Origin of the sequence: Paraburkholderia acidiphila, from assembly GCF_009789655.1 — a bacterium.
Classification (GTDB): Bacteria; Pseudomonadota; Gammaproteobacteria; order Burkholderiales; family Burkholderiaceae; genus Paraburkholderia; species Paraburkholderia acidiphila.
In genome coordinates, this window is sequence record NZ_CP046910.1 from 737,242 (window position 1) to 750,040 (window position 12,799).

15 protein-coding genes are annotated in these 12,799 nt (G+C 64.1%); 8 read left to right on the forward strand and 7 right to left on the reverse strand.

Annotated features, from left to right (window positions below):
* Window positions 1-143: 143 nt before the first annotated feature.
* Entirely contained in the window at window positions 144-458 is a 315-nt protein-coding gene (locus FAZ97_RS17925; protein WP_158759792.1) for a helix-turn-helix domain-containing protein, read from the forward strand.
* Here FAZ97_RS17925 and FAZ97_RS17930 read toward each other — a convergent pair.
* Both FAZ97_RS17930 and FAZ97_RS17935 read right to left on the reverse strand, forming a co-directional pair.
* Complete coding sequence (locus FAZ97_RS17930) at window positions 442-1,146, reverse strand: helix-turn-helix transcriptional regulator (RefSeq protein ID WP_158760974.1); 705 nt, start codon at window positions 1,144-1,146, stop codon at window positions 442-444. The genes FAZ97_RS17925 and FAZ97_RS17930 overlap by 17 nt on opposite strands.
* 463 nt (window positions 1,147-1,609) lie before the next feature.
* Window positions 1,610-2,071: a DUF3005 domain-containing protein gene (locus tag FAZ97_RS17935; RefSeq protein ID WP_407671861.1), complete on the reverse strand. Its 462-nt coding sequence runs from the start codon at window positions 2,069-2,071 to the stop codon at window positions 1,610-1,612.
* A 306-nt stretch (window positions 2,072-2,377) separates the two neighbouring features.
* On the opposite strand from FAZ97_RS17935, the gene FAZ97_RS17940 reads away from it, so the two are divergent.
* Together FAZ97_RS17940 and epsC are read left to right on the forward strand one after the other, a co-directional pair.
* Window positions 2,378-2,611, forward strand: coding sequence for a hypothetical protein (locus tag FAZ97_RS17940; protein WP_028206369.1), 234 nt, complete (start codon window positions 2,378-2,380; stop codon window positions 2,609-2,611).
* A 125-nt stretch (window positions 2,612-2,736) separates the two neighbouring features.
* Entirely contained in the window at window positions 2,737-3,666 is a 930-nt protein-coding gene (gene epsC, locus FAZ97_RS17945; RefSeq protein WP_158759793.1) for a serine O-acetyltransferase EpsC, read from the forward strand.
* 48 nt (window positions 3,667-3,714) lie between these two features.
* Here the strand turns inward: epsC and folE are convergent, their stop codons facing one another.
* On the reverse strand, window positions 3,715-4,371 hold the full coding sequence (gene folE / locus FAZ97_RS17950; protein WP_158759794.1) for a GTP cyclohydrolase I FolE: 657 nt from the start codon (window positions 4,369-4,371) through the stop codon (window positions 3,715-3,717).
* A 93-nt stretch (window positions 4,372-4,464) separates the two neighbouring features.
* Window positions 4,465-5,388 (reverse strand): LysR family transcriptional regulator, encoded by a 924-nt coding sequence (locus FAZ97_RS17955; RefSeq protein WP_158759795.1) that lies wholly within the window; start codon window positions 5,386-5,388, stop codon window positions 4,465-4,467.
* A 315-nt stretch (window positions 5,389-5,703) separates the two neighbouring features.
* On the opposite strand from FAZ97_RS17955, the gene FAZ97_RS17960 reads away from it, so the two are divergent.
* The 5 genes from FAZ97_RS17960 to pcaC all read left to right on the forward strand — a co-directional run bounded on the left by FAZ97_RS17960 (window position 5,704) and on the right by pcaC (window position 9,782).
* Window positions 5,704-6,411 carry a 3-oxoacid CoA-transferase subunit A gene (locus FAZ97_RS17960; protein ID WP_158759796.1) on the forward strand — a complete coding sequence of 236 codons (708 nt, stop codon included), beginning with the start codon at window positions 5,704-5,706 and terminating at the stop codon, window positions 6,409-6,411.
* Between the two features lie 17 nt (window positions 6,412-6,428).
* Window positions 6,429-7,088 (forward strand): 3-oxoacid CoA-transferase subunit B, encoded by a 660-nt coding sequence (locus FAZ97_RS17965; protein ID WP_158759797.1) that lies wholly within the window; start codon window positions 6,429-6,431, stop codon window positions 7,086-7,088.
* Window positions 7,089-7,207: 119 nt separating this feature from the next.
* Entirely contained in the window at window positions 7,208-8,575 is a 1,368-nt protein-coding gene (locus FAZ97_RS17970) for a 3-carboxy-cis,cis-muconate cycloisomerase (protein ID WP_158759798.1), read from the forward strand.
* Between the two features lie 29 nt (window positions 8,576-8,604).
* Window positions 8,605-9,393, forward strand: a complete 789-nt coding sequence (pcaD, locus tag FAZ97_RS17975) for a 3-oxoadipate enol-lactonase (protein ID WP_158759799.1) — start codon at window positions 8,605-8,607, stop codon at window positions 9,391-9,393.
* A complete protein-coding gene (pcaC, locus tag FAZ97_RS17980) occupies window positions 9,393-9,782 on the forward strand; it encodes a 4-carboxymuconolactone decarboxylase (protein ID WP_158759800.1) in 390 nt (129 codons plus the stop codon). The genes pcaD and pcaC overlap by 1 nt, the downstream gene beginning before the upstream one ends.
* 40 nt (window positions 9,783-9,822) lie before the next feature.
* Here the strand turns inward: pcaC and FAZ97_RS17985 are convergent, their stop codons facing one another.
* The 3 genes from FAZ97_RS17985 to FAZ97_RS17995 form a co-directional block, all read right to left on the reverse strand.
* On the reverse strand, window positions 9,823-10,887 hold the full coding sequence (locus FAZ97_RS17985) for an NAD(P)/FAD-dependent oxidoreductase (RefSeq protein ID WP_158759801.1): 1,065 nt from the start codon (window positions 10,885-10,887) through the stop codon (window positions 9,823-9,825).
* 42 nt (window positions 10,888-10,929) lie between these two features.
* The gene (locus FAZ97_RS17990) at window positions 10,930-11,178 is read right to left on the reverse strand and encodes a hypothetical protein (RefSeq protein WP_158759802.1); all 249 of its coding nucleotides are present in this window, start codon (window positions 11,176-11,178) and stop codon (window positions 10,930-10,932) included.
* Between the two features lie 233 nt (window positions 11,179-11,411).
* A complete protein-coding gene (locus FAZ97_RS17995; RefSeq protein ID WP_158759803.1) occupies window positions 11,412-12,740 on the reverse strand; it encodes an aspartate aminotransferase family protein in 1,329 nt (442 codons plus the stop codon).
* Window positions 12,741-12,799: the final 59 nt, after the last annotated feature.

Below are 12,799 nucleotides of genomic sequence, written 5' to 3' on the forward strand. Positions count from 1 at the left end.
GCGCGGCAGTACGGTTCGAAAGCTATGCGTTATGAATATAAAAAAACACCTATCTAGATAGGTAGGTGCGCAGATAGGGCCTCTTAAGGAGAATCAGTTCCGCGGCAGTCACTCATCAGGCATATCTGACAGCGAGAGTCATCATGGAACTTATGAGCAATCAATGGCACTCGGGTGCGAACACCATGTCGTCCTCCGGAGATCTGTCTTCGGTCGTCGACCGCGTCCTGATCATTGCTTATCGGAAGAAGAAGAAAGAAAGCCAGCGCCGCTTCTGGGCGCGTTTCGGCGTGACGCAGTCGCGCGGCAGCCGGTTCGAGTCGGGCGCGGAGATTCCGCCGCCGGTGTCGATCCTGCTCGGGCTGTATTTCAACAAGACGATTTCGGACGGCGACCTTGGCCGTGCCGAGCGCGTGTTGCGCGGCGAAGCACCGATGGTGCTTAGCCCGGGTCAATAAGACCCATCTGTGTCGCAATCACGGCGGCCGCCCGCCGTGAGTTGACGCCGAACTTCCCGCGAATGTTCTTCATGTGGAAGTTCACGACGGCCTCGGAGCAATTCAGGATGTGAGAAATTTCCCAAGTGGACTTGCCTAGCGCAGTCCACTTGAGGCATTCCTTTTCCCGTGGCGTGAGCTTGGGAATCAGCGACTGGGCGTGGTCGTTCAGGTGCCGCTGACTCGTGTCCAGCACGAGGTCGCGCAGCAGCACGAGATTCGGCAACGCGCGGTTCACGTCGTCCCAGAAATGGTCGGTGGGATTGGCGTCGTTGACGAAACACAACATGCCGACTTCCTGGCGCGGACCATGGATCGGCAGGGTAATGCCCGCGCGCAGCCCGTACGAGCGGGCCTCCTCATACATCGATTGTTGCTGCTCGGTCGCGAAAAGCTCCGGCGACCAGATGAGCGGCGCCGAACGCGTTGTGCAATGCGACACGGTAGGGTCGAAGTAGGCCATGCCGTGGTCGTTGTACGTCTGCCGCCAGGCGGCCGAATAGTTCGTGCGGATGAACGCGTCCTCGAGCCTCATGCCCGGGCGCGGCAAGATAGCCAGCATGAGCTGGCTGAATCCCCACGAACTGGCGAGCTTCGCCACCGCGTCGAACCACGCTGCCTCTTCGGGCGCGTCGAGCACGGGCGACATCTGCTCAATAAAATGTAGAGGCACGTTCAACACTCTCCATCAGCGCTGGGCGAGATCGCGGGGCAAGCCCTCACACACTCGCGCCTCGCTTCTTATGATGTAAGAATTTATCACTAAATTCCTATCCGATCCCCCCTCGTCTGCAATCCTTCCTCATTGTGGGGTCATTTCTGTCGGATTTCGGTGACATTGGAGAGAATTTCTGCATTTCCTGAACAAGCGCGCCGATCAGCCCCCAGTGTATTGCACCGGCCTGAAATAAAGCCGGACGGCATTTCAAAAGCGGAAAAAGCGCGCGACTTGCCGGGATAATGCCGTCGATTTATCGGCTTTCAATTATTTTCAGGCTTTTCATTTCGACTTTTAACTGCACTCGACTGAATACTGGCTGAATCCGCCAGTGCGGCGATATCGCCTGGATAATCGCAAATGGTTCGCCGCAGCACGGGCGGCGAACCACCATTCAGGGCTTGCGCAGCAGCTCGATCACGCGCGTCGGCCGCAGGTGGTTGAGCGCGAAATGCAGGCGCCCCGGGCTGCGGCGCACACCCGCTTCGCGCTCGGCGTCACGCTCCCAGTCGAAGAAGTCGTTGGGCGCTTCGGGCGCGCTCATGCCGAGGTCGACGAGTTCGTACCCGGACTCGAGCGCGATCGGCAACCGGTGCACGTCCTTGCGGCTGTCGAAGCCCGCCAGGCCGTCCCCGGCTTCGGGCACGCTGTTGACGAGCGTCGCGTTGCTGGTCGTCACTTCATCGGGGCAGATGTAGCCATCGCCCGCGAGGCGCGCGGCTTCGCGGTTCTTGCCGTCGGTGTCGACCGAGCTATCGTGGGTGCGGTCGTTGTGGAGTTCGGCGCTGCGCGGCCGTGACGGCGACGCGCTCACATCGCCTATATTCGCTTTATGCATGTCGTCGGGACGATTCATGATTCTTCCTCCTTGGAAGATCGGGGTGCCTGCGTTCAGCAGGCAAGTCCGCAAGCGCTGTTCCGCTGCAGCGCCGCACCCTTGATTCGGGGTGAAAAGCAAGCCGGTTCGCCAGGAGAACGCCTCCAGCGATTTTGCATTTTTTTCGTTGGTTTGGCCTTTTTCCCAGGAGTATGATCCTCTTTCAACGAGTTGGCGCGCTTTCGATTAATGGGCCGGGCGAGGGCTCATGCCGTGGCTTTGCCGCACGATCCTGAATGCACGCGCCAGATAAAACAGACGAGGCAGTCAGGGCGGGTGACACACATGCACTTCGACGCTGCATTTACGCATCGTGGCTATTTGCTGAATTGCGCACCGGCGCGTGCCGGTGACGGCACGTATCAACCGTATGTGGTGATTTCGCGCTCGAGCGACGGCGAACTCGTTGCCAACCGTTTTTTTCCTGCTGAATTGCGCTTTTCCGACGAGGCGGCCGCCATCGCCCATGCGCGCGACTGGGCCGTGCGCTGGATCGACGCGAGCACGGTCACGCTGTGAACGCGCGCGCCCCGCGGGCGTCGCCGGCCGCAGAGGGCGCTTCGGCGAACTCGCGCAAAACGCGGTAATCTCTGGGGTCGATTCACTCACTCCTGCGCAGACCTTGCGTCTGCTGCCGCATCACCATGTCCAAAGCTGCTTCCCCCGACTGGGGCCTGGAACAGATCGTCGCCGATCTGCGTGCGTCGCGTGAAGAACGGCATCGCACGCGCCATCCACTCGGTATCCGCGAATTGCCGTCGCGCGATGCGGTCGTCAACATCGTGGCCGGCCTGCGTGCCGCGCTCTTTCCCACGCATTACGGCGCGCCCGACCTGACCGACGAAAGTATCGACTACTACGTCGGTCACACGCTCGACAGCACCTTGCGGCTGCTGGCCGAGCAGATTCGCCGCGCGTTGCGCTTCCTGCCGGAAAACTCGCAGGCCAGCGACGACGAACTGCGCATGCGCGCGTTCGAAGTCGCGCGCGAGTTCGGCCGGCAACTGCCCGATATTCGCGCGCTGCTCGTGAGCGACATTCAGGCGGCGTTCACGGGCGATCCGGCCGCGCAGCACATTACCGAAATCCTGCTGTGCTACCCAGGCGTGTGGGCCATGACGCATCATCGGCTCGCGCATGCGTTGTACCGCCTCGGCGTGCCGCTGCTCGCGCGTTTCATCAATGAGATCGCGCACTCGGCAACGGGCATCGATATTCACCCGGGCGCGCAGATCGGCTCGAGTTTCTTCATCGATCACGGCACGGGCGTCGTGATCGGCGAGACGGCGATCATCGGCGAGCGCGTTCGCGTGTATCAGACCGTGACGCTCGGTGCGAAGAGCTTTGCCGCCGACCTCGACGGGACGCTCGTGAAGGGCAACGCGCGCCATCCGATCGTCGAGGACGACGTGGTGATCTACGCGGGCGCGACGATTCTCGGCCGCGTGACGATCGGGCGCGGCTCGGTGATTGGCGGCAACGTGTGGCTCACGCACAGCGTGCCGCCGGGCAGCAGCGTGCGCCAGGGCAAGATTCGCGAGATCGAGCGGGGCGACGAAAGCCCGATGAAGTGAGGGCCGAACGGGACATGACGTCCCGTTCATTTTCTGCGTGCGGGGTCTTCAGGTATTCGCGACGCTCATCGAGCTCGTATTGCCGACGATCGCAAGAAACTCGCGGCGCGTGGAAGGATCGGTGCGGAACGTGCCGAGCATGCGCGACGTCACCATCTCCACGCCGGCCTTGTGCACGCCGCGCGTGGACATGCATTGATGCGCCGCTTCGAGTATCACGCCCACGCCCTTGGGCTGCAGGATTTCATTGAGCGTGTCGGCGATCTGCGCGGTCATCTTTTCCTGGATCTGCAGGCGCTTCGCGAATGCGTCGACGAGACGCGCGAGCTTCGAGATGCCTACCACGCGATGCTCGGGTAGATACGCTACGTGCGCGCGCCCGATGATGGGCACCATGTGATGCTCGCAGTAGCTCTCGAAGCGAATGTCCTTCAACACGATCATTTCGTCGTAGCCGTCCACCTCCGAGAAGGTGCGCGACAGGATCTCGCGTGGATCGACCTGATAGCCCGCGAAGAACTCCTCATAGGCACGCACGACGCGGCCCGGCGTGTCGATCAGCCCTTCGCGAGCGGGGTCGTCCCCGGCCCAGCGCAGCAGTACGCGCACGGCGTCCTCGGCTTCGGCGCGTGACGGGCGCACCACGGTTGAGTTCGTTGCGCTCTTGCGTTGCCTGGCTTTTCCGGCTTTTTTTTCTTCGCTCATGCATGGGCTCCTGTCATGTGGAAGGACGCCGCTTTGGCGTGCTCCACGAGCGCACATTGTTTCATGTTTTCTCGCACCTGGCGCGAGCAGGCCTCATTTCGGCCATTCGTCCATGGCGTCGTTGAAGAGTTCCGCCACGACGCTACGCAGCCATTCGCCGCGCGGCGCGTTGTGATACTTGCGATGCCAGTGCTGCTTGAGATCGAAGCGCGGCAATTGCAGCGGAGGCTCGACGAGCGTGATCGATGCGTGCTCGGACACATAGGCGAAGCCGATCGCATGCGGCACGGTCGCGATGAGGTCGGAGCGCGTGAGAATGAACGGCAGACTCATGAAGTGAGGCGTTTCGAGCACTGCGCGGCGGCGCATGCGCCGCTTCTCCAGATACTGCTCCAGCACTTCCTGGCTGCGCCCTTCGGCGCGCACGACGGCGTGGCCCATGGCGAGAAACTGCTCGATCGTCATGGCTTTGCCCGCAAGCGGATGTCCGCTTCGCATCATGCAGATGAAGCGGTGCGTGAAGAGGCGCTGCTGGAAGAAGTTGTTACCACCGAGATCGGGGAAGTAGCCGACGGCGAGATCGATGTCGCCCGACTCGAGACCGCGCTCGACCTGGCTTGGCGGCAACGACACCGAACGCAGGTTCGCCTCCGGTGCGCGCTCGGCGAACACCTGCAGGAGGCGGGGAAGAAACACGATCTCGCCGACATCCGAGAGTGCGATGGAGAACGTGTGCGTGCTCGTGGCGGGATCGAAGTCCTGCGCTTGCAGCATGCCCTTCTCGATACGCACCAGCGCGTCGCGCGCGGCGGGAATGAGGCCGAGCGCGCGTGGCGTGGGCTCCATGCCGCGCGAGGTGCGCACGAAGAGCGGGTCGCCGAAATACTCGCGCAGCTTGCCGAGCGCCGTGCTCACGCGCGGCTGGCTCACGCCGAGTCGCTCGGCGGCGCGGCTCACATTGCGCGTTTCCTCCATGGCCACGAGAAAGGGAATGAGATTCAGATCGAGGTCTTGCATGAAGGCGTGGGCGGCACTATGTCGAAATCAGATAAAGACTAGTCGACGAATTGCAATTCCGGATATTGGGGTATGTGCCCACGGCCGCGCCTGTCCTGAAAGCGCGGCAGGAAGTGCGACCGTGCACGGATCCGCGCGTACCGGCGCAGACATGAAGTAGATTGCCTGTGTGGGTAGACCCGCCTTGACAAGCGCTTGATTCCACTCCGATAATGCGCTGGACGTTCGCTAAACGAATCAGTGTTCGTATATAGAACTTTTTCGCGATCGAGTGACGTGGACCTTCCGCGATGCGCATCGCTTTCAGGAACAGGCATGATCAACAAGATTTTCGACTCGCTTCAAGCCGCCGTGGCCGATGTGCATGACGGCGCCAAGGTGATGATCGGCGGCTTCGGCACGGCCGGTATGCCCGCCGAACTGATCGACGCGCTCATCGAGCAGGGCGCGCGCGACCTCACCATCGTCAACAACAACGCAGGTAACGGCGACATCGGCCTGGCCGCGCTGCTCAAGGCGAAGCGCGTGCGCAAGATCATCTGCTCGTTCCCGCGCCAGACCGACTCGTATGTGTTCGACGCGCTTTATCGCGCCGGCGAAATCGAGCTCGAACTCGTGCCGCAGGGCAATCTGGCCGAGCGCATCCGCGCCGCGGGCGCCGGCATCGGCGGCTTCTTCACGCCCACGGGCTACGGCACGAAGCTGGCCGAAGGCAAGGAAACGCGTCTGATCGACGGCCGCCACTATGTGCTCGAAGCGCCGCTGCACGCCGACTTCGCGCTCATCAAGGCGTATAAGGGCGATCGCTGGGGCAACCTCGTCTATCGCAAGACGGCGCGCAACTTCGGCCCGATCATGGCGAGCGCGGCGAAGGTCGCCATTGCCCAGGTTTCGGAAGTCGTGGCGCTCGGCGAACTCGATCCTGAAGTGATCGTGACCCCCGGCATTTTCGTGCAGCGCGTCGTGGAAGTGCCGCAAGCGGCCCATCAAGCGCACGAGCAGCATGGCGGCCAGGCAGCCTGAAGGAACGGAGAGAGGCAATGAAACGACTGAATCGCGATGAAATGGCCCAGCGCGTGGCCGCGGACATTCCCGAAGGCGCATATGTGAATCTCGGCATCGGCGTCCCGACGCTGGTGGCCAACCACCTCGATCCGAGCAAGGAAATCTTCCTGCACAGCGAGAACGGCCTGCTCGGCATGGGCCCGGCCCCCGCACCCGGCAGGGAAGACGACGAACTCATCAACGCAGGCAAGCAGCACGTGACGCTGCTCACCGGCGGCGCCTACTTCCATCACGCGGACTCGTTCGCGATGATGCGCGGCGGTCACCTCGACTACTGCGTGCTCGGCGCGTTCCAGGTGTCGGTGGGCGGCGACCTCGCGAACTGGCACACCGGCGCGCCCGACGCGATTCCGGCAGTGGGCGGCGCGATGGACCTCGCACTCGGCGCGAAGCAGGTGTTCGTCATGATGGAACTGCTGACCAAGCAAGGCGAAAGCAAGCTCGTGAGCGAATGCTCGTACCCGGTCACGGGTGTGGGCTGCGTGGGCCGCATCTATACGGACCTCGCCGCGTTCGACGTCACGCCTGAAGGCCTCGCCGTGCGCGAGATCTATTCGGACATCGATTTCGACGCGCTGCAGAAGCTCGCCGGCGTGCCGCTGATCGACGCGACGCAAAACCGTCGCGCAGCGTAAACTGTTTGTCGACGTGCGAATGATTCGCACGTGCGTGGCGCGGCAACCGTCGGCATTCGTCGACGGTTGCCGCGCCCGCTTCGTTCCATCTGCCTGCTTTTGTCTACGCACCACACTTCATGATTGAACGCCTCACGAGCCTGATCTGCGGGACCGAGCCGATGAATGCGCTCTGGTCTCCCGAAGCCACGCTGCAGCGCATGCTGGACGTCGAAGCGGCGCTCGCGCGCGCCAGCGCTGCGCATGGCGTGATTCCGCAGTCGGCCGTGGCCGCGATCGTCGAGGCGTGCGCGGCGGACCAGCTCGACGCGCCGGCGCTCGCACGCGACGCCGCGCTGGGCGGCAATCTGGCGATCCCGCTCGTCAAGCAGCTCACGGCGCGCGTGAAGGCCGCCGACCCCGAAGCCGCCAAATACGTTCACTGGGGCGCGACGAGCCAGGACATCATCGATACGGCCACCGTGCTGCAGTTGCGCGACGCATTGGCGCTGATCGAGCGTGGCATCGATGCGCTCTGCGCGACGCTCGCGGACCTCGCGCGCACGCATCGCGCGACGCCGGCAGTGGGGCGCACGTGGCTCCAGCAGGCGCTGCCGATCACGCTCGGCTTGAAGTTCGCGCAATGGCTCGACGCCATGCTGCGCCATCGTGAACGCCTCGCCGCGCTGCGCGAGCGCGCGCTCGTGCTGCAGTTCGGCGGCGCGGCCGGCACGCTCGCGAGCTTGCGCGACGCCGCGCCGAAGGTGAGCGCCGCGCTCGCGCAAGAACTCGGTCTCGCGTCGCCTGCCTTGCCGTGGCACACGCAGCGCGACCGCATCGCCGAAGCCGCGTCGTTCTTCGGCATGCTCATCGGCACGCTCGGCAAGATCGCGCGTGACATCTCCCTGCAGATGCAGACTGAAGTCGGTGAGCTGGGCGAGCCGGCAGCGGCGGGCAAGGGCGGTTCGTCGACCATGCCGCACAAGCGCAATCCCGTGGGTTGCGCCGCCGTCCTGACGGCTGCCACGCGCGCGCCCGGCCTCGTCGCGACCGTGTTCGCGGGCATGGTTCAGGAACACGAGCGCGCGCTCGGCGGCTGGCAGGCGGAGTGGGACGCGCTGCCCGATCTCGCGCGTCTCGCTGGCGGCGCGCTCGCGCAGATCGAGCAGATCACCGCCGGGCTCGAAGTGCGGCCCGAGCGTCTCGCGGCGAATCTCGACATCACGCACGGCCTTATTCTCGGCGAAGCCGTGATGCTCGCGCTCGGCGACCAGATCGGGCGCCTGGACGCGCACCATCTCGTTGAGCACGCATCGAAATCGGCGGTGCAAAGCGGCCGCACGCTGTACGAAGTGCTGGCGGCGGATCCCGCCGTTACCCGACACCTGGACGAAGCGCGCCTCAAGGCGCTGCTCGATCCGGCCAACTACGTGGGACAGGCGCACGCTTTCGTCGACGCGGTAGTCGCGTCGTACGAAGCGAGCGCCGGGCAACGCACGTCCCACTGATCATAGAAGACACACGAGGAGTAACACGCATGCCTTACGCAGCCGTTAACGACACGCATTTGTTCTACCGCATCGACGGGACGGAGAACCGCTCGGCGCCATGGGTGGTTCTGTCGAATTCGCTCGGTAGCGACGTGTCGATGTGGACGCCGCAAATCGCCGAGTTCACGAAGCACTTCCGCGTGCTGCGCTATGACACGCGCGGCCATGGCCATTCGGCGGCGCCGCAGGGCCCGTACACGATCGAGCAGCTGACCGGCGACGTGATCGGCTTGATGGACCAGCTCGGCATCGAGCGCGCGCACTTCGCGGGCGTTTCGATGGGCGGCCTGACCGGCGTCGGCCTCGGCGCGCGCTACGCCAACCGCATCGATCGCCTCGTGCTGTGCAACACGGCCGCGAAGATCGGCTCGCCGGAAGTGTGGGTGCCGCGCGCGGCGAAGGCACGCAGCGAAGGCATGCTCGCGCTTGCCGACGCCGTGCTGCCGCGCTGGTACACGCCCGAATTCATCGCGAACAATGCGCTCGTGATGTCGCAAGTGCGCGATGTATTCGTGCATACCGACAAAGACGGCTACGCTTCGAACTGCGAAGCGATCAACGCCGCCGACCTGCGCGGCGAGGCGCCGTCGATCAAGGCGCGCACGCTCGTGATCTCGGGCACGCACGATCTGGCCGCGACGCCCGTACAAGGCCGCGAACTGGCCGAATCGGTGCCTGGCGCGCGCTATGTCGAGCTGAATGCCGCGCACATCTCGAACGTCGAACTGGCTAACGAGTACAACAAGATCGTGGTCGATTTCCTGTTGGGGGCGTGATGAACGACGAAGAACGCTATGAAGCGGGCATGAAGGTGCGCCGCGCGGTGCTGGGCGACGCGCACGTCGACCGCTCGCTCGCCAACCGCACGGAAGTGACCGAGGAATTCCAGAACTTCATTTCGCGCTATGCATGGGGCGAGATCTGGACGCGCGATGGCCTGCCGCGCCACACGCGCAGCTTGCTGACGATCGCGATGATGGTCGCGCTCAACCGCAGCGAGGAACTCGCGCTGCATCTGCGCGCCGCGCGCAACAACGGCGTCACGCGCGACGAAATCAAGGAAGTGCTGCTGCAAACGGCGATCTATTGCGGCGTGCCGGCGGCGAACTCGGCGTTCCATCTCGCCGACCGCATCTTCCGCGAGCAGGACGCCGAACAGGCCTAAGCAGCCCGGTTGAACGCGACGCGGGGCGCTCGCCCCGCGTTCAGTCGAACACCGGCGACTCCACGCCGAGCACCTTGTGCAGGCGCGTGCTGGTCGTTGTGTACTGCAGATGAATTTTCTTCTCGGGAAACACATGATGCGCCGCGCCGAATGCGGCGAGTGCGGCTTCGTGAAAGCCTGAAAGAATCAGCTTCTTCTTGCCCGGATAGGTGTTGATGTCGCCGACAGCGAAGATGCCCGGCACGCTCGTTTCGAAGCGCGCCGTGTCCACCGGCAACTGCTTGCGCTCGATTTCAAGGCCCCATTGCGCGATCGGCCCGAGTTGCGGCGACAAGCCGTAAAACACCAGCAGGTAGTCGAGATCCAGCGAGCGCGTGACGCCGTCGCCGCCCGTTACCTTGATGCGCGTGAGCTTGCCGCCTTCCTCGTCGAAGCCGGTCAACTGGCCGACGATCGACTGCATGCGCCATTCCTCGCATAGCGCGTGCATTTTCGCGACCGTTGCCGGCGCCGCGCGATAGCCCTCGCGCCGATGCAGCAGGATCACGCTCTGCGCGACATCCACGAGTTGCAGCGCCCAGTCGAGCGCCGAATCGCCGCCGCCGCACACTACGATGTCCTTGTCGCGAAAGCGTTCGAGATCGCGTACGCGATAGAACAGCTGCGTGTCGCGGTATCGCTCGATGCCGCTCAGCTTGAGCGTGCGCGGCTGGAACGAGCCCACGCCCGCCGCGATGAACACCGTCTTCGCAAGAAACTGCGTCCCCTTGCTCGTTTGCACGAAAAAGCGGCCGTCCGCGCGCGGCTCGACGATCTGCACTTCCTGGCCAAGATGGAACGTTGCGCCGAACGGCTCGATCTGCTTCATCAGCGCATCCACGAGTTGTTGCCCGGTGCACATCAGCACAGCAGGAATGTCGTAGATCGGCTTATCGGGGTAAAGCTCGGCGCACTGGCCGCCGACCACGGGCAGTGAATCCACCACGTGCGCGTGTATTTCCATCAGACCGAGTTCGAACACCTGGAAGAGTCCTACCGGGCCCGCGCCGATGATGAGCGCGTCGGTTTCAATGAGCTGCGGGAAGTGATCGTTGCGCTCGTTCATCGGCGCGCTCTCCTTGCAAGAGGCTGGGAATGATCAAGAGTCCTATTCTTCTGGCTGCACGTCGGCCACATAGCGGCGCAGGCAGGCGAGCAGCGCGGCTTCCTCAGCGCGGCTCGCGGCGTCGCTGGCCGAACCCGCGTCGCGTTCTTCGCCGAACATGGCTGCGGGCGCGGGGATCGTATCGACCGCATGGCCGTCGCGGAACACGCGGATTTGATGCGTTGCTTCGACATATTCGGCGATCCAGTGGATGCCCTCGATATGCGTGCCGATACGGACTGGCATCTTCATGAGATTCCCTCCTGGCGCAGCGCACGTCGTTCGATGCGCGCTCGCCGCAATCGCATTGACTGGCGGATAGGGCAACGATACGCCGATGGTGCGTTCCGTGCTTGAACCCGGTCCGTGCGCGTATGCCCGCGCAATCCAACGGCAGAAAAAGAAAAGGCGGCCCGAACCCGGGCCGCCCGTGCGGCGTATTACCAAATGAAAGCCGGCGCGAGCAAAGGCTCGCGCTTAGCGCCTTACTGCACCGTGGCGAGCACGTCGCGCACCGTGCCGAACAGGCGCGCGATTTCCTCTTCGGTCACGATGAGCGGCGGCGAGAACGCGAGAATGTCGCCCGTGAAGCGGATCAGCACGCCTGCCTCGAAGCACTTCACGAAAACCTCGTAAGCGCGCGCGCCCGGCGCGCCGTCGCGCGAATCGAGTTCGATGCCGGCGACGAGGCCGAGGTTGCGCACGTCCTTCACGTGCTTTTCGCCGCGCAGCGCATGCGCTGCGGCTTCGAACTTCGGCGCGAGTGCGTTGGCGCGCTCGAACAGCCCCTCGCGGCGATACAGGTCTTGCGTCGCGATCGCCGCGGCGGCGGCGAGCGGGTGCGCCGAATAGGTGTAGCCGTGGAACAACTCGATCGCGCCCTGCGCGCCAGCGTTCACGATCGTGTCGTGAATCGTGCGGCTCGCGGCCACGCCGCCCATCGGCACGGCGGCGTTGTTGATCGCCTTGGCCATCGTGATGATATCGGGCGTGACGCCGAAATACTCGCTGGCCGTGGCCTTGCCGAGGCGGCCGAAGCCCGTGATGACCTCGTCGAAAATCAGCAGGATGCCGTGCTTCGTGCAGATGTCGCGCAGGCGCTGCAGATAGCCTTGCGGCGGAATCAGCACGCCGGTCGAGCCCGCCACGGGCTCGACGATCACGGCGGCGATGGTCGAGGCGTCGTGCAGCGCGACGATGCGCTCGAGGTCTTCGGCAAGGTGCGCGCCCCAGGCCGGCTGGCCCTTCGAGAATGCGTTGTGTTCAAGATCGTGCGTGTGCGGCAGATGATCGACGGCCGGCAGCAACTGGCCCGAAAACGCCTTGCGATTCGGCCCGATGCCGCCCACCGAGATGCCGCCGAAGCCCACGCCGTGATAGCCGCGCTCGCGGCCGATCAGCTTGGTGCGCTGGCCTTCGCCGCGTGCGCGATGGTAGGCGAGCGCGATTTTCAGTGCGGTATCGACCGACTCCGAGCCGGAATTCGTGAAGAACACGCGGTCGAGCCCGGCCGGCATGATCTCCGCAACCTTCTGCGCGGCTTCGAACGCGAGCGGGTGGCCCATCTGGAACGTGGGGGCGAAGTCGAGCTTGGCGGCTTGCTGGGCGATCGCCGCGACGATTTCCTCGCGCGCATGGCCCGCGTTCACACACCAGAGGCCCGCGCTGCCGTCGAGCACTTCACGGCCGTCAGTCGTGCGGTAGTACATGCCCCTGGCCGATTCGAGCAGGCGCGGCGCGGCCTTGAACTGGCGGTTGGCGGTGAATGGCATCCAGAACGACGAGAGATCGTCGATGACGGGGCGCGAAGTCATGCGTGCTTCTCCTCAGGTGGGTTTGGCTCAACTGTAGCGCCGGGGCTTGAAGCGCGGCA